Below are 23,308 nucleotides of genomic sequence, written 5' to 3' on the forward strand. Positions count from 1 at the left end.
CGGCCACCCGCGTGCCGCTCAGCCTCCCGGCCGGCCCCGCTCCGCCAGCCGTTCCACCGCGGTCAGCACCCGGCCGGCACCGTCCTCGGCGTCGAGCAACGCCGCGAGCTGCCGGGCGCGGTGACGGTAGCGGGGTTCCTCCACGGCCTTACGGATGGCCGCCGCGAGACGCTCCGCGGAGAGCTGCCGGAACGGCACCCGTCCCGGACTGACCCCGAGCGCGGTGAGGCGCGACGCCCAGAACGACTGGTCGAGCATCATCGGCACCGGGACCGCCGGCACCCCCGCGCGCATGCCGGCCGCCGTGGTGCCCGCGCCGGCGTGATGAACGACGGCCGCCATCCGCGGAAACAGCCGGGCGTGCGGGACCTCGCCGACGGTCAGTACGTCATCGCCGTCGACCGACAGACCGGCCCACGCCGTCTGCACCACTCCGCGCACCCCGGCGAGCCGCAGGGCCCGGCCCACGAGGCGCCCGAAGCGCTCGGGTTCGTCGAGGGGCATGCTGCCGAAGCCCACATAGACCGGCGGCGGGCCGGCTTGCAGGAAGTCCGCCAGCCGGGGATCCGGTGTCCAGTCAGCCGCCTCCCACGGCCACCAGTAGCCCGCCACCTCCATTCCCGGCCGCCAGTCCGTGGGCCGCGGCACCACCACGGGGCTGAAACCGTGCTGCACCGGCCAGGTCTCCCGGTGTCGGGCGAGTGCGCCGGCCGTCACACTCAACTGCCGCTTGAGGTGCTTGACCCCGGAAGCGAACGCCAGGTCCAGCAGAGACTGGGCGCAGCGTCCCGCGGCCCGGTTGCCGAGCGGTCCCAGCGACGGCAGGTCGGCGATGACGGGCGGGAACTCCCGGGTGGGGGCGAGGGGCTGCAAGAACACGCCGGCGCTGGGCAGTTGCAGACCCGCCGCGGCCACCACCCCCAAGGGGGCCACGCTGCTGGAGAACAGCAGGACATCGACGCCGGACGTACCGGCCTCGATCAGCGCGTCGGCCATCTTGGGGGCCAAGTCCCTTGCCAGCCGGACCTGTTGGACCTTGGAAAGCCGGTAACCGGGGCCCTTGCCGCCGGGCCAGCCGGGCTTCTCGTGCCCGGCTCCCGAGGTGGCGTACGGGTCGAGCGGAAGCGGGTGGAAGCCCAGCCCGCTGCGGCGGACGTGTGCGGCCGAGCGGGTGTGGGTGGCCATCACCACCGTGTGGCCGGCTGCTTGGAGCCGGCTCCCGAGGCCGGTGTAGGGAGCCACGTCTCCGTGTGAACCTGCGGTGGCGATCAGGATGTGCATGGTCGGCAGTGTCCCGTCTCCCGGGGGACGAAGAGGGCGAGTGCGCACCGCGTCACCCGGGCGGACTAATCCGCGCAACCCCGCGCTCCTTCGCGCCCCGTGGTCAGTCTCGTCGGGCGACCACCCGGTACGCGTTGGACAGCCGGGTGCGCCGGGTGAGGGGCGCCAGCAGCAGGTCGAGCCCGATCAGCACGAGCAGCGCGGGCGCGGCGGCGAGCAGGGACAGCGCACGGATGCCCCGGCCGAGCGGGCTCGGCTTCTTCGGCAGCCACGGCAGGTCTTCGCCCGGCAGGACGGAGTTGAGCACATTCACCGCCGCGGACGTCAGATCGGTGGGGATGTGCGGCTCCTTCCGGTCGGTGGCCACGATGGTGAAGCCCTGCTCGGTCAGTGCGCCGCGGAGGTTGTCCAGCGGAATGAGGTGCAGGTGCTGGGGCTGGAGCCACGGGCTCCACCACCGGCCGAGCAACCGGGCGGCGGTGGACTGCGGGTCGGGGACTTCGACCAGGAGGTGGCCACCGGGCCGGAGCACCGTCCGGGCGGCGGTCAGTTCATGCCGTGGCGCCAGGGTGTGCTCCAGGTAGTGATACATGCTCACCACGTCGTAGTGGCCGGCGAGCTGCCCCGCCAGGCCCGTGAAGGAACCGCGGTAGGCCCGGGAGATGCGGCCCGTACGGGCGGCGATCTCGACGCCTTCGCCCCAGTCCAGCCCGTGGAATTCGGTGCTCGGGTGAAGGCGCCGGGCCTCGGCGCAGAAGTGGCCGTGGCCGGTGCCCACATCCAGCCAACGGGCCGGGCGGCCGAAGGGGAGCATCGCGCGGGCGCGGTTGCGGTAGAGCTTGACGGCGAGGGGCGAGGAGGCCATCCGCGCCATCGTGGCTTCACCGAGGCCGTCGTAACAGTCGCGGTAGTAGAAGTCCAGGCCCTCCGAGCTCAGTCGGGGGTTCTGGAAGACGTGGCCGCAGTTGTGGCACGTGTCGAGCACGAAGCTGCCCGGTTTGCGCTGGGGGTGATTGGTGGTGCGCAGGCGCTCGCGCAGTCGGGGGGAGGTGCACCAGGGGCACGTACTGCGCGGCGGCTCGAAGAACCTCGCCAGCCCGTGTGCCAGTTCGTCCTGGTAGTGGGGCCGGTGGGCGGCGACTTGCTCGCTTCGCGTCTTCATCAGGAGCCTCTTTCAGCTGTCGTCCTGCGGGGGAGCGGTGCTGCGGGTGGGGGAGGCGCGGGCGACACGCGAGGTCGGCTGTTCCGTGGCTGTCTCGTCATCGGGCCGGATCGGTTCCGCCGGCCGACAGGAGCCTCACGGCGCCGCCGCCAGCCGAGGACGCCCACGACGACGGGCGCGGGGCGAGGAGAAGCGCCGCATGCACGGGCGCTCCACTCCCGCGTACACCAGCCACGAGAGCAGAAGGATCACGGGGAGTGCGGCCAGGATCGCGGCGAGCGCGCTCCAGCCCCGGTGCGTCAGACCCAGGTACATCAGCCCCAGCACCGGCAGGTGCACCAGATACATGGCGTAGGAGATCTCACCGAGGAACACCAGGGGCGCGGTGCGCAGCAGCGACGCTCTGCCGCGCAGATCCAGTTCCGCGGTGGCATGGACCAGCACGGCGAGCGAGCCCACGGTCGAGGCCGCGTACAGGAAGGTGTGCGGCAGAAGGGACGCGTTCACGATGATGGCGCTGATGACCCCGAACGCGGCCGGCAGCACGCCGATGCGGGGAAGCCGGATTCCCGCGGCGGAGATACGAGCCACGATCATGCCGAGCACGAACTCGGGCAGCCGGGTGACCGGGAGCATGTACAAGAACCAGTACCCGGGAAAGAAGTGCCCCTCGGGGTTGAGGACCAGCGCGCAGAACAGCGGCCAGACCCAGACGAGGGCAATGGCCGACACCGCGCCGATCAGCAGTCCGCGCCGTGACAGCCGCTTGATCCATGGCAGCAGCACCGGGAAGACAAGATAGAAGAACATCTCGGCGGCCAGGGACCAGGAAACGGGGTTACCCGCGGAGAGAAAGCGCTGGCTGGGTACCCAGGTGTTCACCAGGAAGAGACTGCTGAGGTGGGCCACTATTCCCGAACCGCTCGTGGTGGCCGCCGTATCCGCGAAGGCGAGGGCGGTCACGACCACGCCCCAGGTCAGCACGTGATTGGGCAGAATTTTGGCGGCCCGCCGCCGCCAGAAGGAGCGCGCGGTGTCCGTCGGACGGGCGGAATGGGTGAGGACATATCCGCTGAGGATGAAGAAGAGCGATACCGAACTCGCGCCCACCCACACCTCGGGCCCGAGCGTCCTGGCGAGGTGAGGGTTGAGCAGCAAGGCGCAGTGCGTGTAGACGACACCGCCCGCGGCGGCAAAACGCAGACCGGTCAACGAGGGCAACCGTCCACGGCTGGAACTCCCGCCGTCTCCCGTTGGCGGCTCCGCATCCGTACGGCCGGCCGGGGCGCTGCCCGCCTTGGCCGCGGGGCGGAATGACAGCCTGGAGAGATGGCGCATAAGAGGCCTCCTGCGAGAGCACGCCCAAGCCCATGACCACCACGTACAGGGAGGGAGGTGCATGGGGCGGGGCCCGCCTGGGATCGGATGGCATGGCTGATCCTGGCCCGTGCAAAGGAGTGGGCGGCCCGTCGCGCGGCTGGCACGATTGACCCATTACCGGACGCCCCGGCAATAGGGGAGAGGGCCGATTTCACTCGTACGGCCCAGCTTCTTCCGGTGCCCCCGGGAAGGTCCCGGAGGCACCGCTGATGTGCGGTAATCGAGCCGATGCACGCTCTGCCGATCGGGTGACGTGGCGTCAAGGTTCTTGCTGGTACGCCCACACAGATGGATTACTGGCTTCGTTCCAGTCCGGTGGGCCCGCCCGTCCCTCTCGTGGAGCGGCAACTGGCCTGCCGTCACTGAGCACTTGAGCGTGCAGGGAATCGGTGCAGCCCTGGCGCCGTGGTGCTGCGCGCTCCCGCGGGGACGGCTTGCACGCACCAACCCGTGCGGTGCGTGGCATCGGGGCCCGGCGGCTCACGCCATCTCTCTCCGGGGGCGTCATGCCAACCGTCCGCACTCTGCGATCGCTTCTCGGTGTCGGTGTCCTTGCCGTAGGGCTTGCGGTGGTACCGGCCCCGGCGAACGCCCAGACCGCTGTGCTGTGCAGCGAATCCGCCCTGGTGAACGCGATCACGGCGGCGAACGCAGCCGGCGGCGACACCTTGGCGCTGTTTCCGTTCTGCACGTACCGGATCACCGGTGCGCACGGCACCAGTCCCATGGGACCCGTGGGGCTGCCGCCCCTCACTACTCCGATCCGGATGACGGGACTGGGCAACATCATCGAACGGGGTCCGGGCGCACCGCCGTTCCGCATCCTCCAGGTCGAGGGATCCGCCAACGTGCCCGGAACTCATGGGCAGTTGGACGCGGTCGGGATCACCGTCCGTGGCGGCAGCGCCGTGTTCCCCTATCCGGGAGGCGGCATCTCGAACCTGGGTGGCACGGTCTCCCTGAGCCTCAGTTCCGTCACCGGCAACAACGCCGTCGCCGGGGGCGGCCTCTACAACGACAACGGTGTCATCACGCTGAACTCCAGTTCCGTCACCGGTAACACCGCCGCCTTCGGAGGCGGGGGGATCTACGTCAACTCCGGCGGCGTGTTGCTGTCGGGCACCCAGGTAAGCGGCAACACCCCGGACAACTGTGCTCCGTCAGGCAGCGTCCCCGGCTGCTCATGACGGCCGGCCGAGCCCTCGGCCGAATGCTCCACCAGGCAGTTCACACCACAGCCGGCGGCGAACGCAGCCTGCCGGCCGCGTTTCCACCCCCTTCACACACCTCGATCAAGGAGGCCATGCCATGCCCATCTCCCCCAACCAGGGCTCGACCGGAGGCGGAACCACGGTCACCATCACCGGGACCAACCTCGCCGGCGCCACCGCCGTGCACTTCGGCTCCAAGACAGCCACCATCACCGCCAACACCGCCACCTCGGTCACCGTCACGTCCCCGTCCGGCACCGGGACGGTACCGGTGACCGTGACCACCCCCGGCGGCACCAGCAACCCGCTGTCGTTCTTCTACATCGGGCCGCCCTTCAAATCCAGCCTCAGCCCCCTCACCGGCGTCACGGCGGGCGGCAACACCGTCACCATCAACGGCACCGGGCTGTCCACCGCCACCGCGGTGCACTTCGGGAGCGCCACCGCGGTCCCGACCGTGGTCAATGACGGCCAGCTGACCGTCACCGTGCCGCAGGGCGCGGCGGCCGGGCCGGTGAGTGTCAGCGTCACCACCGCCGGCGGCACCAACAACGGCCTGACCTACACCTACGTCGACGCGCCCACCGTCGACACGCTCAACCCCAACTCCGGTCCGCCGACCGGCGGAACGGTGGTGACCGTCACCGGCACCAACCTCAGCACCACCCAGTCCGTCACCTTCGGTGCGGTGTCCGCAGCGTTCACCGTCCTCAACGACACCAGCCTGTCAGTCGTCAGCCCGCCGACCCCGGACGGCCAGCCCGGACCCGCCACCGTCACCGTGACCACCAACGGTGGCAGCGCGACCGGCGCATTCACCTACGTGGCCGGACCCGGTATCTGACCTCCCGCCCGGTCCGCCGACCGCCTCGGGTTCGCTCCCAGGCGCCCGGACAGCCTGCCCGGACAGGGTGCGTCCTGCCCTGCCCGGGCCCCGCTCTTCTCCCTTGACGAGCCTTGGCCTGGTACCTCTTCGCCGGTGCCGGCCCGGGCGCCCGCCCGCGAAGGACCATGGCCGTGCATCCCTCTGAAAATCCGCCGTCCGCTTCCGCCCCGCGGCCGCTGGCCGCCGCCCCGCCCACGGTCACGTCCGTCTCACCCACCTCGGGCTCCACCGCGGGCGGAACCAGTGTGACGGTGACCGGCACCGGATTCACCGGCGCCACCGCCGTGCGCTTCGGCGCCACACAGGCAACCTCGTTCACCGCCGACTCCGACACCCAGATCACCGCCGTCACCCCGCCGGGCACCGGAACGGTGCAGGTCACCGTCACGACCTCGGCCGGCACCAGCAACCAGTTCGTTACCTACGGCTACGCCACCACCTCCGCACCCGTGCTCTCCGCGCTGAGTCCGAGCGCGGGTCCGGCGGCCGGCGGGACGGTGGTGACGCTGTCGGGGGCGGGGTTCACGGGCGCGACAGCGGTGCGGTTCGGTGCGGTCCAGGCGTCGTTCACGGTGGTGTCCTCCACCCAGATCGCAGCGACGGCGCCGGCGGGCTCCGGCACCGTCCAGGTGACGGTGACGACCGCAGGGGGGACGAGCAACGGGCTGGCGTATACGTACACTTCGGCGTCGGTTCCGGTGCTGTCGTCGCTGAGTCCGAGTGCGGGCCCGGCGGCCGGTGGGACGTCGGTGACGTTGTCGGGGTCGGGATTCACCGGTGCCACCGCGGTGCAGTTCGGTACTGCCTCGGCGTCGTTCACGGTGGTTTCCGCGACGCAGATCACCGCCACGGCGCCGGCGGGCTCCGGCACCGTCCAGGTGACGGTGACGGCCCCTGGAGGGACGAGCAACGGGGTGGCGTTCACGTACACCTCGGCTTCCGTTCCCGTGCTGTCGTCGGTGAGTCCGAACGCGGGCTCCGCGGCCGGCGGGACGACGGTCACCCTCACCGGCACAGGCCTGGCCGCCACCAGCGGGGTACGTTTCGGCGCCACGCCGGCGACCTCCTTCACCGTCGTCTCCAACACCGTCCTCACCGCCGTCGCCCCTCCCGGGAACGGCACCGTGCAGGTCACCGTCACCACCCCGGGCGGCACCAGCAACGGGGTCTCCTACACCTACTCCGTGACCCCCACCCTGACCGCCGTGAGCCCGAATCAGGGGCCCACCTCGGGCGGGAACACCGTCACCCTGACCGGCACCAACCTCACCGGAACCACCGAGGTCGACTTCGGTGCCACCCCGGCGACGTCCTTCACGGTCCTCTCGCCGACCCAGATCACCGCCGTCGCGCCGGCGGCGGTTGCGGGGGCCGTCGACATCACGGTGAGGACTCCGGGCGGGACCGGCACCCTCCAGAGTTCCTACTTCTTCGTCAACGCCCCGGTTCTCACCGCCGTCGCACCGCTCTCGGGCCCGCTCGCGGGCGGCAACACCGTCACCCTGCTCGGCGCCCACCTCGTCGAGGCCACGGCGGTCCGCTTCGCGAACGCCGCCGCCACCTCGTTCACCGTGGTCTCGGATTCCCAGATCACCGCCGTGGTTCCCCCGGGGGTCGCCGGCGCCGTGGACCTCACCGTCACCACCGCCGGCGGCACCAGCAACCCGGTGACCTACACCTACGTCGCGGCTCCCGTCGTCACGACGCTGGCCCCGACCCAGGGGCCCACCTCCGGCGGAAACACCCTCACCCTCACCGGCACCCACTTCTCCCGAGCGACCACGGTGCTCGTCGGCACCGTCCCCGTGGCCTTCCTCATCGTCTCCGACAGCCACATCGTCGCCGACGCCCCGGCGGGAGCCGCCGGGCCGGTGAACGTCACCGTGGTCGGCCCCGGCGGCACCAGTGCCCCGCAGAGCTACACCCGGGTGTCCGCACCCGGCATCTGACGCGGCGGCCGGCGGCGGTCCGGCTTGCGGGGACCGGACACCCTCGCACGGTGCGGAGTGCGGGAGGCGAGTCCGCGCGGACGCCGGGGTGCGCCGTCGCTGATTGCCAGCGACGTGTCGGACAAGGCACCCTTGCGTCATGTCGCACGTGAGACTCGAAGCCTGGATCGGCGGAGAGTGGCTGGAAGTGGATGCCGTGAGCGTCTCCGTCATGGAGTCTGCGCTGACCCTCTCCTTCGAACGCCAAAGGAGCGAGTCCGGATACCGGAGCCTCATCTGGGAGCCCTTGGAGAAGTTTCTCCGGGAGTACCGTGAGGAGCCGGTCGTCGTGGTGCCGCTGGGGCGCAACCTGCCCGTCATGTTCGGCCCCGGTGCCGCGGGACCCTTCCGGCTCTCCGAGATTTCGGACGGCTGACCTGCGCGCGAGGCCCGAACGGCCCCACTGAGCCCGGCTCTCTGCCCTCCCGTCGTCCTCCCTCCGTCCTCCCCGCCCCTGTCCCTCGACCGGTCGCGGGGAGGACGGACGGCCGTACAGCCGGTCTATGCCGTGCGGCGGATGAGATCGGCGGCCTTCTCCGCGATCATGATCGTCGCGGGGTTCGTGTTGACCGAGACGATCGTGGGCATCACCGACGCGTCCGCCACCCGCAGGCCCGTCAGCCCGTGCACGGTCAGATCCGGCGCGACCACCGCGTCCGCGCCCGTCCCCATCGCGCAGCTGCCCACGGGGTGGAAGTACGTGCCGGTGGCCCGCGCCAGGAAGGCGCGCAGCTCCGCCTCTCCGGTGACGTGGTCGCCGGGAAGCACCTCTCGTGCGCGCCACCGGCGGAGCGGACCCGCCGCCGTGACCTCCCGCGCCACCTCGATGCCGTACAGCATGCGCCGCACGTCCGACTCCGTACCGAGGAAGTTCGGGTCGATCAGCGGCGGGGTGTCCGGGTCGGCGGTGGCCAGGCGCACCGAGCCCCGGCTCTGCGGCACGGTCATCACCCTGAGGGCGAAGCTGTTCGCCGGTGCCTGCATCGTCGGCGGGTGGTAAGGGATATGAGCGAACATCAGCTGCATGTCAGGGCCCGGCAGCGACGGATCGCTGCGCCACAGCAACGACGTCTCCGCCAGGTTGGTGCGCCCCGCGGGGATCGGACGCCTCGCCTCGTGGACGAGCGGGCACAGCGGGTGGTCGTGCAGGTTGCGTCCCACACCGGGCAGATCGTGGTGCACCTCGACCCCGGTCCGCCGCAGTTCCTCGGCGGGGCCGATGCCCGAGAGCAGCAGCAGGCGCGGGGAATCGATGGCGCCGGAGCTGACGATCACCTCGGCGTGCGCATACGCGGTGACCGTCTCCGCGCCCCGGCGGAACTCCACCCCCGTGCACCGGTCGCCGTCGAGGAGCAGGCGGTGTGCGCGGGACCCGGTCGAGACGGTCAGGTTCGGCCGTCGGGTGCGGACCGGGTGCAGATAGGCCTCCGCGGTGCTCTGGCGTCTGCCGTCGGCAATGCTCAGGTCGTGCCAGCCGGCGCCCTCCTGGCCGGCGCCGTTGAAGTCGTCGGTGGCCGGGTGGCCCGCCGCGACCGCGGCGTCGACGAAGGCCTGGGAGACCGGGTTGGCGTCCTCCGGGCGGGCCGGCGCGGGGCGCATCGGGCCGCTGTCGCCCCGGAACTTCGGATCCTTCCCGGTGACCGTCTCCATCCGCCGGAAGTAGGGGAGGAGCGCCTCGAAATCCCATCCCGCGCACCCGGCGGCGGCCCAGCGGTCGAAGTCGTTGCGGTGTCCGCGGAGGAAGACCATCGCGTTGATCGCGCTGCACCCGCCCAGCGTTCTGCCCCTCGGGTACGGATGGGCCAGTCCGCCGGTGCCCTCCTGCGGCACCGTGGTGTAGGCGTGGTCGACCTCGGTGCCGAATAACGTGGGCCACGCCGGCGGTACGGCGATCTCCGCCCGGGTGTCCGCAGGCCCGGCCTCCAGCAGCAGCACCGTTCTGTCCGCGTCCTCGGACAGCCGCGCGGCCAGCACACAGCCCGCCGACCCCGCCCCGACAACGATGTAGTCGAACTCCTCCGACACCACTGTGTCCTCCCCTTCGTCGGCAGGCCGCGCTGACGGCCCTCCTGAGGGTCGGATCGTACCGCCGGCGATGCCGGAGGCGGCCGTCAATTCCCGCCGTACGCAGGGGAAATGGCGGAGGATGTGGCGGCGGAGGAGTGGGTTGCGGGCTCCTCCGGCCCGCCGGTCAGGGTGCGACGAACCGGGCGGACACGCAGGGGTCCTCGTTGCGGAAACCGAGGCGGGTGTAGAGCCGCTCGGCGGGGGCGTTGTCGGCGAGCTGCCACAGCGTGCAGAACCCGTACCGGCGTACGGCATACCGGGTCAGCCACGAGGTCAGCGCCGCGCCGAGGCCCTGGCCGCGCTGGGAGGCGTCGGTCGCGACGGACGCCATCAGCGGAGCGCCGCTGTCCCGCAGACTGCTCAGGGCACCGCAGGCCACCAGCCGCCCGTCGGGGTCGCGGATGCCGGCCCACAGGCTGACGTCGGCGGAACCGGGCCCGGTCGAGTGGGCCGGGCTGTGGATGTTGAGGAAGGCGAGCAGCTCCTCGTGGTGGGACTCGTCGAGTACCACGACCCGCTCCTCCGCCCGCTGGACCGGCGGCTCCTCCAGCGTCCAGCGGAAGACCCACTCGACGACATCGGTCACCGGCAGCAGGCGGCCGGTCAGGGCCTCGGTGCCGCGCGGACCGGTGAACTCCCGCACCTGGTCGGGACGGCCCAGCGCGGCGCGCAGGACGAGTCCGGCGGCGGCATCCGGTTCGCCGACGCTCCACATGTGTCCACGGGAACCGTCGAGCCAGGCGACGGCGCCGTGGCCGGTCCAGCTGATCCGGTCGGACGGGTGCTGCCGCGCGGCGCCGAAGCGCAGCAGGGCAGCACCTGTCTTGAGCTCCAGGCCCTGGTTGAACAGGTCCGCGGTCCGGGGAACAAGAGTCGTTGCCTGCATCGCTCTCTGGGGAAGGCCGTAGGGGAGGGGCTCGGCCCGGACGCGCGCAGGACGCGGCCGGAACCATCTGTCTGAGTGTGGGGATCCCGCCAGCGGCTGCGCACGCGCGCGCCCGGCCGACCGGGACGGCCCACTGTCGCACACTGCCCCTGGCCCGGGGCAAATCCCGGCGCGACCCGGAAGTGAACACGGGGTGGCGGTCCGGGACGGAGACGGCCCGCGGGGCCGGGCCAGGGCGCACATCCCCAGGCCGGCCAGGGGCCGGACCGCCGGGCCGCAGGGCACGTCACGGGCTTTCCGAGCGCCGAGGCGGCGCACCGGGCCCGGCCGCGGTGCGCGGCCCGGGCACCGGCTCGCGGGGCGGCCCCGTGGTGCGGAGGCGCCTCACGTCTCCGGAAACACCTTCCGACGGCGGGAACCAGGCAGCCCCGTGGGCCGACTGGTGGGCTGTGGAATGGAGCACGAAGAGGCCGCGGCCCGCTGAGGCGCGGCACGGAAGTGGTGGGGCCGGCCTGGCGGTGCGGCTTCGGGACGTGGTGTGCCGGCACGGCCGGCTGGAGGCCGTGCAGGGGGTCGATCTCGATGTGGCGCCCGGTGAGCGGATCGCGCTGACCGGGACCAACGGTTCGGGGAAGACGACCCTGTTGCGCGCGGTGCTCGGCCTGCACCGGCGGGTCGACGGGGAGATCCTGGTCGGCGGGCGGGGCACGCGCACCGCCGCCGAGTGGGCATGGCGGCGGCGGGCCTGCGCATGGATTCCGCAGCGTCCGGCCGCCGGGCGGTTCCCGCTGCTCGCCGGTGAGCTGCTGGCGAGCAGCGGATCCCCGGCCGAGGCGGCGGAGGCGGCCGGGCGGCTGGGCGTCGGCATGATGGCGGACCGGCCGCTGAGCAGTCTGTCGGGCGGCCAGTTGCAGCGGATGCACCTGGCGCGCGCGGTGGGCTGTGTCGCGGCCGGCGCCGGGGTGCTGCTCGCGGACGAGCCGACCGCGGCGCTGGACTTCGCGGGGCAGGAGGAGGCCGCCGAACTCCTCACCACCCTGTCGGTGACGCTGCTCGTGGTCACCCACGACCGGGCGATGGCCGCGCGCTGCGACCGGACGTGGGAGATGGCCGCCGGGCGTCTGCGGGAGGTGTCATGAGCGCGCTCGGGCAGATCGGTGAGCTGTGGCAACTGGTGCCGGTGCAGCGGGCCGGTGGCGGGCTGCTGCTCGCCGCCTTCGGACTGCCGATCGTCGGGGTGGTGATCGTCGGTCTCGACATCATGCCGGTGCGCTTCGCCATGATGCACGTCGCGCTGCTGGGGATCGCCGTGGGGCAACTGGTGGGTCTCGACCCGGTGCTGTGTGCGCTGGTGGCGTGTGCGCTGGCCGGCGCGGGGGTGGCGCCGCTGGCGCGGACCGCGGACGGCCTGTCGGGGGCGATGGGGCTGCTGATGAGCCTGGCCATCGCCGCCGCGCTGTTGCTGCTGGCGCTCTCCGGGGTCAACGCCAACGGCGCCTTCGCGCTGCTGTGGGGCTCGATCCTGGCGGTGCGCCCGGCCGACCTGGCCGTGCTCGGGGCACTGGCGCTGGCGGTCCCCGCGCTCTTCGTCTGGCGCCGCCGCGACCTGGCGCTGCTGCTGCACGACCGGGAGCTGGCGCAGTGCTCCGGGGTGGCGGTGCAGCGGCTGACCGTGCTGCTGCTGGTCCTGGTGGCGGTCGCGGTGGCAGGCGCCATCCGGCTGACGGGCGCGCTGCTGGTGGACGCCCTGACCCTGCTCCCGGCCCTCGCCGCCCGTCGCCTCGGCCGCTCCCTGGTGTCGATCACGGCGTGGGCGGTCGGCATCGGCGTCGTCGTGAACGTCGCCGGATTTCTGCTGTCGCTGGCCTGGGACCTGCCGCCCGGCCCGGTACTCGTCCTCGCCGCGGGGGCCGTCGCCCTCGTCGCGCATCTCATCCCCGAACGGAGAACTCGCTCATGGCGCCTGCCCGCCGCATCTTCCGCCCCGTCACCGCACTGAGTGCGGGGCTGCTCCTGCTGACCGGCCTGACCGGCTGTGGAGCCGGGACCGACAAGGACGCCGCAAAGGGGTCGTCCGGCCCGGTCGTCGTCGCGACCTCCAGTTGGGAGGCGGCGCTGGCCAAGGCGGCCGGGGCCAAGAACGTCAAGTCCCTCGTCCCCGCGTCGGTCCGGCATGCGCCCGACTACGACCTCAAGCCGTCCGACCTGGCCACGGTCTCCGGAGCCGACTACGTCCTGTACGCCTCCTTCGAGCCCTTCGCGGGACGGATCAAGGAGGCGGCGGGCTCCCACGCGAAGTTGGTCGAGGTCACCCTGGACAACGCGCCCGCGACGACGAAGGCCCAGGTCACCAAGCTGGGCAAGAAGTTCGGCACCGAACCGGCCGCCGCCAGGTGGAACTCCACCTTCACCGCCCGCTGGCAATCCCTCGGCCGCCAGGTGAAGGCCAGTTGGCCCGGCGGCAAGGCTCCCACGGTCGCGGCGCAGAAGTTCACGACCTGGGCGGCCGATCTGGCGGGCGCGCGGGTGGTCGGCACGTACGGACCGGAGGCGGTCACCCCCGGCCGGCTGTCGGCGCTGACGGCGAAGAAGCCCGCGTTCGTCCTGGAGAACGAGAACATGTCGACCGGAACCGTACTGCCCGGCTCGGGCGCCGAGCAGCTGAACATCGTCAACTACCCGGGCAAGGACCTCGACTTGCTGGCCGTGTACGCCAAGGCCGCCACACAGATGGAGAGGGCGTTCTCGCGCGGTTGAGTACCTGCTCTCGATCGCGAATCGTCATCGGACACGGCTTCATAGTCGTTCGTGGGGCCACGCGAAGTCCGCGCAATGCCGCCACTCGTGGGGTCCGGAAGTCAAGGGACGCTGCTGGGGACGGCATGTCGCGTGGGACAGTGCCGGCATGACCGCCATCTACAGGAGTGCTGCTGCTCATCGGGATGTCGAAAGGTGGTGCACCGATCGGCTCGCACGATGGCCGGTGTCCCACCGGACCATGGCACTGACCACATGCGCCGGCCGAACCCATGTCGTCGCCGCGGGAGAGGAAGCCGGTCCGCAGCAGCTCACACCCCGTGTGGTGGTGGTTCCCGGCACCAACTTCAACGCTGCCGCCAGCCTTCCGCTGGTCACTGCGCTGGCGGCACGCTGGCCCACCTATGCCGTAGATGTGCCCGGACAGCCAGGACTCAGCTCCGCCGAGCGTCCCGGGCAACACCGGCTGGTCCGGTACGGGCAGTGGCTTCAAGAAGTACTGGACGAGATCAGCCCGGGGCCAACCGTCGTAGTGGGCCATTCACTTGGTGGCGGCATAGCGCTGGCCTGCGACGTCCCGCAGCTCATCGGGCGCGTACTTGCCTCTCCCGCCGGATTGACCCGACTCAAGGTCACTGGCCGGGTCCTGGCGGCCACACTCCCCTGGCTCGCCCGCCCAACCGAGGCCCGCAGCGCGACACTGCTGCGCCAGATGCACGGGCCCGACCGGCAACCGTCCGCCGAACTCGTTACCTGGATGAACCTCCTCGCCCGATCCTGCCGCTCCAGTCTGGCGCCCGCACCCCTCCCTGACGTGATACTCGCCCGGTCCCGGCGGGTGACGAACGTGGTGGCGACCGGCGAGCACGATGTCTTCCTGCCACCGTCCCGGCTGACTTCGCCCGCTTCCCGCCACCTCGGCGTCGTGGTCGACACCGTCCCCGATGCGGGGCACCTCGTGGTCGAGGAACACCCGGAGACGATCGTCACGATGGTGGCAGCTCTGATAGGGACGGGTCGAGCCTGAACAGCAGATCGTCCAGGTCGGAGGTGGTGAACCTCCACTGGAACGGCTGTGCCGTGGCGTTGTAGCGGTCTTCGACCGGTGCTCGGTCTTGTGGCCGTAGGCCATCTTCTTCAACCGCACGCGTTCGGCGGCACTCGGGGCCATCGGACAGGGGGTGCGGTCGGGCACGGCGGGCGAACCGATCGGCCGACGTGGATCACTGGTACCCCGCAGCCTGCCCCGCCCGTCCCCGTCCCAGCCCCGCAATGACCGGTGCAAGAGGCCACTTGGACAGGGAAAACGCAACTTCGACAAGGCCCGCAGAGGCAGCTACCTTCACCTGGTCTTCGGCGATCGCCCACGGTCGCACAGGAGTTCCTTCAGGCTGAGCCACCCGCGACGGGATGAGTTGGTCACGCCCTACGGATCCTCGCCCCCATGCGTCAGCCACCGAAAAGGGTCCACACCAGGTACCCCAACCAGGGAGAGACACATGCCTCATCTTGCTCTGTACACATTCGGCGTTCTGAAGTCACCTCTCGCCGATCCCGCACCTCTCACGAACGAGTTCTACGACATTGGTGAGGCCATCTACCGGAAGATCGGCCAGCACCCCGGATACCTCGCTCATGCTGAAGCGGCAGACGGTGACCGGGGCTCACACTTCGAGGCGGACTGGGGTGCATGGGGAGAGTTCGCCGTACCGACCTGGTACGGCAAGGGCCGTACGGTGGAAACCACCGCCCTGGCCGCGACCCTCTCGCTCTGGACCGGCCTGCGCCCCGCCTTCGACGCCATCTACACCGGCCTGCACCGTGAGGCGCTGAACAGGCGTTACGACTGGTTCGAGAGGGCAGAACACCCGAGTTACGTGTTCTGGTGGGTCTCCGACGACGTGATACCCACCTGGGAGGACGGGGTTTCGAGGCTGACACACCTCCACGACCACGGCTCCGCGCCGCACGCCTTCACCTTCCACCACTCGTTCGCCCCGGACGGAACTCCGACCAGGATCAAAGGCATCGGGCCGAAGAGCGACCAGGTTCGCTGACAGGGAAGCCTGAACGACTGGGTTCGCTGTCAGAACGCCTCGATTGAATGACGGCGAACGGATGCGTCTGCGCTACGGCGGATCCGCCAGTACCTGGGGCTTAGCCCTCTACCTCGCGAGCACCGATGAAGTACCAAGACGCCATCCTGCCCACCAGCGGCTTCGCCGGCACCCACGAAGATGCCCTCGACTGCGCCTGCGGCCGCTACCTCACCGGCCCCAGCATCTGACCCCGCACCACGGAGGGGGAAGAGCCGGCAGGTCCGGCCCTTCCCCCGCCCTTGCTCTTCGACTGTCAGCCGGCCCGTGTCCGGTCCGCGGGAAACGCGTCGGCGGCCCGGGCCCGCAGGGCCGCGCGGTCGGGCTTGCCGGCCGGGGTGAGTGGCAGGTCGTCGGTGATCAGCAGCAGGTGCTCGGGGTGCTTACGGCGTTCCAGTCCGAGCCGGTCCAGGTGGGCGCACAGGCTCTCCAGCGTCGGTTGCCGGCCGGGCCTGGGGACGACGCAGGCCGCGAGGCGTTCCCCCATCAGCGGATCGGGGACGCCGACGCACAGCACGTCCCGTATGTCCGGATGGGACGAGAGCTCTCCTTCGACCTCGGCGGGGCTGACGTTGGCGCCGCCGCGGATCACGATGTCCTTGAGGCGGCCGACCACGCGCAGGGCCCCGTCGTCGGTGAACCGGCCGAGATCACCGGTACGGACCCAGCCGTCCGCCGTGCGGTAGCGCATGTTCAGCTCGGGCGCGCCGACGTAGCACAACGGGGTCATCGGACCGCGGGCGAGGATCTCTCCCGCGTCACCGGAAGCGCCGCCCTGGAGGGGGGCGATGCGGATCTCGCAGACACCGGGGTCGGGCCGGCCCACCACGATCCCCGGCCCGGTCTCCGGTCCGGCCGGCCCGGTCAGACCGCCGTGGCAGTGGACGCCGTCGGCGGAACCGTAGAGGTTGACGACGGCGCAGCCGAAGACCCGGTGGGCCTCTTCGCGGGTGGCCGCGTCCAGCGCGGAACCGCCGAGCACCAACGCGGTGGGGGCGGCGGGCCGTTCGTGCTCCGTCGCGGGCCGGTCGAGCATCATGCGCACCATGGTGGGCACGGCCATGACATGGGTGGGCCGGTGGGCGCGGATCGCCTCCAGGGCGGCGTCCGGCGTGAACCGGTCGAGCAGGACGAGGCAGCCGCCGTGCCGGGCGAGGGTCACCGCCGTGCCGCTGCTGCCGAAGGCCGAGGCCAGCGGCACCAGGAACAGACAGCGTGGTGGTGTGCCGTCCCGCAGCAGTGACGCGAGCGAGTTGCCGCGGCCGCCGGCGAGCGCGTTGTGGGAGTACGCCACCATCTTGGGCTCGGCCTCCGAGCCGGAGGACACCAGGATGCGGGCGGCCGCATCGGGGTCGGGACGCGCGGGCCGGAAGTCGGCCGCCTCGGTCTCCAGCAGCGCGTCCAGCGACAGACAGCCCTCGGGGGTCGGGCCGGGGCCGGCCGCGATCACCGTGTGCAGCGCGGGGAGTTCGCCGCCGGCTCCGGCGGGGCGGATCGGTTCGGCCGGCTCCCGTGCGGGCGCGAGGCCACGGTACGCGGTGGCCGTGAGCACGGCCCGCGCACCGGAGCGGCCGAGCAGGGACAGCGCCTCCCGCCCGCCGCGCCCGACGGGAAACGGCAGGGCGACGGCCCCCAGCGCGGCAAGGGCCAGGTCGGCCGCCACCGCCTCTCTGTTGTTGGGGAGTTGGACGCCCACCGTATCGCCCGAGCCGATGCCCGTCCGGGCAAGTCCCGCGGCCAGACATCGGGCCCGGCGGTCCAGGTCCGCGTAACTGATCGCGCCCTGTGCGTCGATCACGGCGGTGTCGTGGGGGCGGGCGACCCGCTGGGCGCGGAACAGGCTGTACAGATCCAGGTCGGGGCAGTGTCCTTCGGCGGCCCAGGTGCGGCGCAGGGTGGCCGGGACGAGGTCGTGGAAGCGGGGTGTCACAGGAACCTCCAGGGCGAGGGGACGACCAGGGAGCCGTGGGTGTCGCGGGTCAGGGCCGCGCCCACCCGCGGGTCGGCCGGCAGCGCGGCAAGGTCGGTGGTGACGGCGGTGGCGCAGTGGCCCCGCGCCCGCAGGGCGGCAACCGCCTGATCCGTGGGCAGGTCCCGCAGCGGCGGGAAGGCGGCGGCCGCCGTACGGGAAGCGGCATCGGACGGGGCCAGCCAGCCGTCGGCGGTCGGCAGCGGATGGCGGAACCCGGCCGGGCGGCGCCGCGCCCGGCCGCCCGCGGCCCGGTGCACGGCGGGCGCGGTGAGCAGCTCCGCGGCGCCCAGCAGCGAGGACTCCACCCGCACCCCGCGGCCGGCGCGCTCGCGCAGCAGCAGACCGGCCAGTACCGCTCCGGCGCCGAGCAGTCCGCCGAGCACATCGAGCAGGGTCATCAGGGAAGGGGCGGGCGGCTCGTCGACGGGGCGGGCCGCTTCGCCGACGCCGGTACGGGCCTGCACCATGAAGTCGGTGCCCATCGGGGCATCGGGGAGCGGGCGGTCCGCCCAGCCGCTGGTGTACGCGTACACCAGGCCCGGGTTGACCGACGCGAGGCGATCGGCGTCCAGCCCGAACCGTTCCGCCTTGCCCGGCGCCCAGTTGTGCAGGAAGACCGACGCGCCGGCGGCCAGCTCCCGCAACTCGCCCTGCCCGGCACGGGACTTGATGTCGATCTCGACGGCACGCTTGCCCCGGTTGAGGGCGAGCCAGCGGGCGGAGACATCCGTACAGCAGGGCGGCATGCCGCGCAGCGGGTCCCCGCCCGGCGGTTCGATCCGCAGTACGTCCGCGCCGAGCAGGCCGAGCAGATGGGCGGCGAGCGGCGCCTGGACCCGGCGGCCCGCTTCCAGCACGGTCAGACCGGCGAGGGGGAGCGCCGCCGGGGGAGTGCCGCGGTCGGCCGGCGCGCTCACCGGCTCGTCCCGCGGGGTCACGGTCCACGGCCCGCCGGAACCCGCCTCCGGGTGCCCCGTCAGCGGATACACGGCACACACCTCGGCCCCCGAGGACGCGGCGGCCTGCCGGACCCGCGCCCAGGACACGGCGCGCGCCGTCTCGTGCAGTGGCTCGGGCAGCGGCGCGCAGGCGGTGGCGTACCGGAACTGGAACGGACGCCATCCGGCGCGTATCGCGTCCTCGGGTGCACCGAGTGCGCGCCAGAACCGAGCCCAGGGGCCGGGCTCCAGTGCCTCCAGTTCGAAGGCCGTGCCGCAGGAGGCGGTGAACGGCGGGCCGCCGGGGGCGGACGGCACGGCCTCCGCCTCCGGCGCGTTCGCCGCGGCGAGGTACTGGGACAGCGTCAGCAGCGCGGCCCGGTCGGCCCCGGTACCCAGCTGCACGGCGTCGCTGACGCCGCGGGCCCGGCCCAGCAGTCCGGCGAGCAGGCCCTGTACCGAGAGCACCGACGCACAGGTGGCGGCGTAGTCGACGGCGAGCCCCCGCGGGGCCCCGTCGCGTCTGCCGTGCACATGCATCATTCCGGTGGCGGCCTGGACGGTCGCCTCGTCGGCGGCGTCCGCGTCCGGCAGCACGTCGGCCCAGGCGGTGTACGCGGTGACCTCGCCCAGCAGGCGTCCGGTGGCCGCGAATCGTGCGGGGCCCGACGGCGCGGCCGGGGAGGCACCGGCCGGTGTCGCGTCGATGCGCGCACCGAGTGCCCGCAGCGTGCCCAGCGACGGTGCGGTGAGCGCGGCCGGTCCCGAGACCTGAATGTCCACCTCCTCCAGTGGTCGCATCGCACCGATGACAGTGGGGTGTCCCACGGCATTCCTCTCCGGCGGCGGCAGCGCGCCGCACGTCTCGTACGGACCTGAACGGACGTGGATGGACGGATGTGGGCTGACGGATGTGGACGGATGGATGTGGACGGACGGATGTGGGCGGTATGGACTGGCGGGAACCGGACGACTCCTGGGGCCGACCAACTCCACGGCCAGTAAGTCGGACTGTCGGTTCACCGAGTTCCCGGTGAATGCGGAGGAAAGCCGTGAACCCCATGAATTCCGAGCAGGGCACGTCGTGCGCACCGGCCCCCGCGCGAGCGGACCGTCCCGGGAGCCCCGCGTCCGGGCGGCCGGACTGCCCGCCCGGGGTGCTCGAACTCCGCGACCGGGTCGACCGGTTCGTACGGGAACGGGTGATGCCCCGCGAGCAGGTCCTCGACGCCGGCGGCCCGGACGCCGCCGCCGCGCTGCGCACCCTCCAGGACGAGGCGAAGGCCGCCGGACTCTGGGCACTGCCGCTGCCCGTCGAATTCGGGGGCCAGGGACTGCCGTTGGCCCACTACGCGCACCTGGCCGAGGCCGAGGGAGCCAGCGGCCACGGCCCCGCGGCCCTCGGCTCGGCGCCCCTGCTGGACGTGTTGATGCTCGGCCGGCACGCAAGTGCCCCGGTCCGGGAGCGACTTGTGCCGCGCATCGTGGCCGGCGAGCTGCGCACCTGCTACGCCATGACCGAACCCGAAACCCCCGGCACCGACCCGGCACAGAGCGCGACCCGCGCCGTGGCCGGTCCCGACGGAACCTGGACCCTGCACGGCCGGAAGTGGTTCATCTCGGGCGCGGGCGAGGCCGACCTGGTCACCGTGCTGGCCCGCACCGGCGGTACGGACGGCGACGAGGAGCTGTCCCTGCTGCTGGTGCCCACCACCGCCCCCGGGTTCCGGGTGCTGCGCGAACTGCCGGTCCTCGGCGCGGGCGGCCAGTGGGAGATCGCCCTCGACGGCGTCACCGTGCCCCCGGACCATCTGCTCGGCGCGCGCGGCCAGGCGCTGCGGATCGCCGGGGAACGACTGGGGCTGGGCCGCACCCTGCGCTGTCTGCGCTGGCTCGGACAGGCCGAGCGGGCCTTCGACCTGATGTGTGCCCGGGCCCGCACGCGCACCCAGCGCTCCGGCCCGCTGGCCGACCGTCAGCTCGTCCAACAGCTGGTGTTCGACTCCCTGCTGGCCATCCGTACCACCCGGCCACTGGTCCACGAGGCGGTGGCCGAACTGGCCGCGGGCCGCTCCGCCCGGCTGGAGACGGGGCTCGCCAAGGTCGCCGCGGCCCGGATGCTGCAGCAGGTCGCCGATGCCGCGATCCAGGTGCACGGCGCGGCCGGCCTCGGGCCGGACACCGCACTGCCCGGCCTGTTCCGCACGGGCCGTGCGGCGCGGCTGCTCGACGGGCCCGACGAGCTGCACATCGCGTCGGTGGCCCGCCGGGTGCTGCGCGATCACCCCGGGGCACCCGGCGTCGGCGTCACATCGTGAACGGCTCCACCAGCCCGGTGCGGAGCGCCAGCCCCCACGCGAAGAAGAAGTCCCCCCAGACCAGTTCATGGCGGGAGGCGAGGCCGCGGGCGGCGTCGTAGCAGCCGTCGCGCAGCGCGCCCGAGGGGGACAGATGCGCCACGCTCAGCCGGTGCAGAATCCGCTGCCCCCAGCGCGTCAGACGGTCGCCCTCGGACCCGCGGCCCGCGGCCCGCGCGAGGGCGGCCAGCTTCAGCGCGGCCACCGCCTCGATCGCGGCGGCGGAGGTGTCCGGCGGGCCCGGCGGCTGCCCCGCGCCCCCCGGACCGTCCTGAGCCGGCGGGACGAGCGCCGCTCCGGGCGCCGTACGCAGCGCCACCAGTTGTCCGGCCGCCTCCCACAGCTCGCTCTCCCGGAGGTGCCAGAGCCCGTCCGCGACCCCCAGCAACAGCCATCCCGCCGTACGGCTCCAGCCGGGCGCCGGCTCGGTGTACGCCGCCCAGGTGCCGTCCGGCCGGGCCTGCCAGGCCGGCCGCGGCGGATCCTCGGCCAGGCACAACGCCAGATGCCGGGTCAGATGCCCGTAGGCGGCGGCCCGTCCGCCGCCCGGTGCACCGGCCAGCAGCGGCACCAGCCCCGGAACGCCGTCCGCGCGCGCCAGCAGCCGCGGACCGCCGAACGCGCCACCCCACGGCACCACGCCCCACTCCGGCTCGTACGCGGCCAGACAGGCCCGGGCCGCCCGGTCCCGCAGCGCGGCCGCCGCCTCGTCACCGCCCGGCCCGGCGGCAAGGGCGGTGCCGTACCAGAGCACCAGACCCCGGGTGGCGGTGTCCTGAGCGGTCCAGTACCCGAGCCGCTCGGTGCAGCGGGCCGCCGCCGCCCGGTCCTCCGGGGCGCCCGAGGACAGCGCACGCAACCACAGCAGCCCGGCCCAGCAGCCTCCCGTCCACGAACCCCGCCCGGTGGTCGTCCACGCACCGGTCTCCGGATCCGCATGCAGGGGGAACCGAGCCCCGACCTCGTCCGCCGTCCGCGCGACCCGCTCCAGCACGGCCGCCAGCGCCCGCCCGGCCCAGTCGCCCGCTCCGCTCGCCGTGCCTGCCGCCACCTGCACCTGGTCGTCCGCCTTCCCCATCACGCCTCCCCGATCTCACGCGACCTCAGCGGTACGGCCACCACCGCGGCCGCCGCGAACTCCACCGCCACCAGCAGCCAGCCCGGCCCGTACCCGCACGCCGACACCAGCGCGCCGAACAGCGGCGGACCCACCGCGAAGCCGGCGAAGAAGCCCGCCGACACCAGCGCAGAATCCGCTCCCGCGCGTCCCGGTGCGGCGCTCTGCAACACCAGCACCATCGACACCGCATTCGCCGACACCGCGAACGACCCGACCGCGACCGCGGCCGGCCACACCAGCAACGGCAGCACCAGCGCGAGCGCCAGCAGCAGCGCCGCGCCCACCGCCCCGGCGGCCAGCAGACCGGGCAGCGCCCGCGCCCGCCCCGGCCGCCCGGCGGCCCGCGACCACCCCACCCGCCCGCCGATGCCCGCCACTCCGAGGACGGCCACCAACGCGGCGGCCGCTACCGGCGGGAGGCCCAGCCGCTGTGCACCGAACAGCGCCAGATAGGTGTTGACGGAGGCGATGCCGCACCCGAGCAGCATCGAGAACCCCGCCAACCGCCCGACCGCACCCCGGGTGAGCGACGCGGAGCGCGGACCGGCGGCGACCCGCGGCGGGTCGGGCGGCAGGACGCGGGCCGCCCACCCCGCGGCCAGCGCCGCCGCACCGGCCGCCGTCCACACCGCACCACGCCAGCCCACCCCCGCGGCCAGCACCGACAGCGGCAGCCCCGCCACGAAGGCACCGACCTGGACGCCGGACTGCTTGAGCCCGGTGACCGCCCCGCGCCGTTCGGCCGGAAACCCCGCAAGGATCACCTTGTTGGTCGCCGGGTTGGCCAGCGCCTGCGCCAGACCGCCCAGCGCGACGGCCGACAGCAGCACAACTGCCCCTGGCGCGGCCCCGATCAGCGCCAGCGATCCCGCGGCGAGCAGCAACAGCGCGACCAGACACCGCCGAGGCCCGACCCGGTCCACCAGACGCCCCGCCACCGGCGACAGCAGCGCCGCCGCGCCGAACCCCGCCGTCGTGGTCAGGCCCAGCACCGTACGGGAGAGCCCCAACTCGCCGACCAGGCGCGGCCCGAGCGCACCGATCAGAAAGAGCTGCATCATCGAGAACGCCATGGCGGACGTCAGCAACACCGTCACCCCCGTGCCCGCGCCCCGCGGCCGGGGCCGCCGGGGTATGCCCCCTTCCGGCCCGGCGCCCTCCGCCCCGGCGTCCTCCGCTTCGCTGTCCCGCCGCACCCGCACCACAC

General features: G+C 72.8%; 19 protein-coding genes. 10 read left to right on the forward strand and 9 right to left on the reverse strand.

Annotated features, from left to right (window positions below; all coding sequences use genetic code 11):
- Positions 1–18: 18 nt before the first annotated feature.
- The 3 genes from EST54_RS01160 to EST54_RS01170 form a co-directional block, all read right to left on the reverse strand.
- A complete protein-coding gene (locus EST54_RS01160) occupies positions 19–1,281 on the reverse strand; it encodes a glycosyltransferase (protein ID WP_129243897.1) in 1,263 nt (420 codons plus the stop codon).
- Positions 1,282–1,384: 103 nt separating this feature from the next.
- A complete protein-coding gene (locus tag EST54_RS01165; protein ID WP_129243900.1) occupies positions 1,385–2,443 on the reverse strand; it encodes a class I SAM-dependent methyltransferase in 1,059 nt (352 codons plus the stop codon).
- 135 nt (positions 2,444–2,578) lie between these two features.
- On the reverse strand, positions 2,579–3,655 hold the full coding sequence (locus tag EST54_RS01170) for an acyltransferase family protein (RefSeq protein WP_239013576.1): 1,077 nt from the start codon (positions 3,653–3,655) through the stop codon (positions 2,579–2,581).
- Between the two features lie 794 nt (positions 3,656–4,449).
- On the opposite strand from EST54_RS01170, the gene EST54_RS01175 reads away from it, so the two are divergent.
- The 4 genes from EST54_RS01175 to EST54_RS01190 all read left to right on the forward strand — a co-directional run bounded on the left by EST54_RS01175 (position 4,450) and on the right by EST54_RS01190 (position 8,284).
- A complete protein-coding gene (locus EST54_RS01175) occupies positions 4,450–5,010 on the forward strand; it encodes a hypothetical protein (protein WP_167511457.1) in 561 nt (186 codons plus the stop codon).
- 121 nt (positions 5,011–5,131) lie between these two features.
- Entirely contained in the window at positions 5,132–5,878 is a 747-nt protein-coding gene (locus tag EST54_RS01180; RefSeq protein ID WP_129243903.1) for an IPT/TIG domain-containing protein, read from the forward strand.
- A gap of 167 nt (positions 5,879–6,045) precedes the next feature.
- Entirely contained in the window at positions 6,046–7,869 is a 1,824-nt protein-coding gene (locus tag EST54_RS01185) for a beta strand repeat-containing protein (protein WP_244942418.1), read from the forward strand.
- 139 nt (positions 7,870–8,008) lie between these two features.
- On the forward strand, positions 8,009–8,284 hold the full coding sequence (locus EST54_RS01190; RefSeq protein ID WP_129243908.1) for a hypothetical protein: 276 nt from the start codon (positions 8,009–8,011) through the stop codon (positions 8,282–8,284).
- Positions 8,285–8,409: 125 nt separating this feature from the next.
- Here EST54_RS01190 and EST54_RS01195 read toward each other — a convergent pair whose 3' ends face one another.
- Complete coding sequence (locus EST54_RS01195; RefSeq protein ID WP_129243911.1) at positions 8,410–9,936, reverse strand: GMC family oxidoreductase; 1,527 nt, start codon at positions 9,934–9,936, stop codon at positions 8,410–8,412.
- A gap of 163 nt (positions 9,937–10,099) precedes the next feature.
- Positions 10,100–10,861: a GNAT family N-acetyltransferase gene (locus EST54_RS01200; protein WP_129243913.1), complete on the reverse strand. Its 762-nt coding sequence runs from the start codon at positions 10,859–10,861 to the stop codon at positions 10,100–10,102.
- Between the two features lie 518 nt (positions 10,862–11,379).
- Between EST54_RS01200 and EST54_RS01205 the strand changes: the two genes are divergently transcribed.
- From EST54_RS01205 to EST54_RS01225, 5 genes are all read left to right on the forward strand, one after another.
- Positions 11,380–12,000 carry an ATP-binding cassette domain-containing protein gene (locus tag EST54_RS01205; protein ID WP_244942419.1) on the forward strand — a complete coding sequence of 207 codons (621 nt, stop codon included), beginning with the start codon at positions 11,380–11,382 and terminating at the stop codon, positions 11,998–12,000.
- A complete protein-coding gene (locus tag EST54_RS01210) occupies positions 11,997–12,860 on the forward strand; it encodes a metal ABC transporter permease (RefSeq protein WP_129243915.1) in 864 nt (287 codons plus the stop codon). Before EST54_RS01205 ends, EST54_RS01210 begins: the two co-directional genes overlap by 4 nt.
- Positions 12,818–13,618, forward strand: coding sequence for a TroA family protein (locus EST54_RS01215; protein ID WP_129243918.1), 801 nt, complete (start codon positions 12,818–12,820; stop codon positions 13,616–13,618). The genes EST54_RS01210 and EST54_RS01215 overlap by 43 nt, the downstream gene beginning before the upstream one ends.
- A gap of 148 nt (positions 13,619–13,766) precedes the next feature.
- A complete protein-coding gene (locus EST54_RS01220; RefSeq protein ID WP_129243922.1) occupies positions 13,767–14,645 on the forward strand; it encodes an alpha/beta fold hydrolase in 879 nt (292 codons plus the stop codon).
- 472 nt (positions 14,646–15,117) lie between these two features.
- Positions 15,118–15,675: a DUF3291 domain-containing protein gene (locus tag EST54_RS01225; RefSeq protein ID WP_129243927.1), complete on the forward strand. Its 558-nt coding sequence runs from the start codon at positions 15,118–15,120 to the stop codon at positions 15,673–15,675.
- A gap of 295 nt (positions 15,676–15,970) precedes the next feature.
- Here the strand turns inward: EST54_RS01225 and EST54_RS01230 are convergent, their stop codons facing one another.
- Together EST54_RS01230 and EST54_RS01235 are read right to left on the reverse strand one after the other, a co-directional pair.
- Positions 15,971–17,644, reverse strand: a complete 1,674-nt coding sequence (locus EST54_RS01230) for a class I adenylate-forming enzyme family protein (RefSeq protein ID WP_129243929.1) — start codon at positions 17,642–17,644, stop codon at positions 15,971–15,973.
- Positions 17,641–19,425 (reverse strand): CoA transferase, encoded by a 1,785-nt coding sequence (locus EST54_RS01235; RefSeq protein ID WP_167511459.1) that lies wholly within the window; start codon positions 19,423–19,425, stop codon positions 17,641–17,643. The genes EST54_RS01230 and EST54_RS01235 overlap by 4 nt, the downstream gene beginning before the upstream one ends.
- Before the next feature lie 260 nt (positions 19,426–19,685).
- On the opposite strand from EST54_RS01235, the gene EST54_RS01240 reads away from it, so the two are divergent.
- Positions 19,686–20,942, forward strand: coding sequence for an acyl-CoA dehydrogenase family protein (locus EST54_RS01240; RefSeq protein WP_129244104.1), 1,257 nt, complete (start codon positions 19,686–19,688; stop codon positions 20,940–20,942).
- Here the strand turns inward: EST54_RS01240 and EST54_RS01245 are convergent.
- Together EST54_RS01245 and EST54_RS01250 are read right to left on the reverse strand one after the other, a co-directional pair.
- Positions 20,932–22,059, reverse strand: coding sequence for a sugar ABC transporter permease (locus tag EST54_RS01245; RefSeq protein WP_129243932.1), 1,128 nt, complete (start codon positions 22,057–22,059; stop codon positions 20,932–20,934). The genes EST54_RS01240 and EST54_RS01245 overlap by 11 nt on opposite strands.
- Positions 22,059–23,303: an MFS transporter gene (locus tag EST54_RS01250; RefSeq protein WP_244942420.1), complete on the reverse strand. Its 1,245-nt coding sequence runs from the start codon at positions 23,301–23,303 to the stop codon at positions 22,059–22,061. The genes EST54_RS01245 and EST54_RS01250 overlap by 1 nt, the downstream gene beginning before the upstream one ends.
- Positions 23,304–23,308: the final 5 nt, after the last annotated feature.

This window comes from Streptomyces sioyaensis (assembly GCF_004122735.1).
GTDB lineage: Bacteria > Actinomycetota > Actinomycetes > Streptomycetales > Streptomycetaceae > Streptomyces > Streptomyces sioyaensis.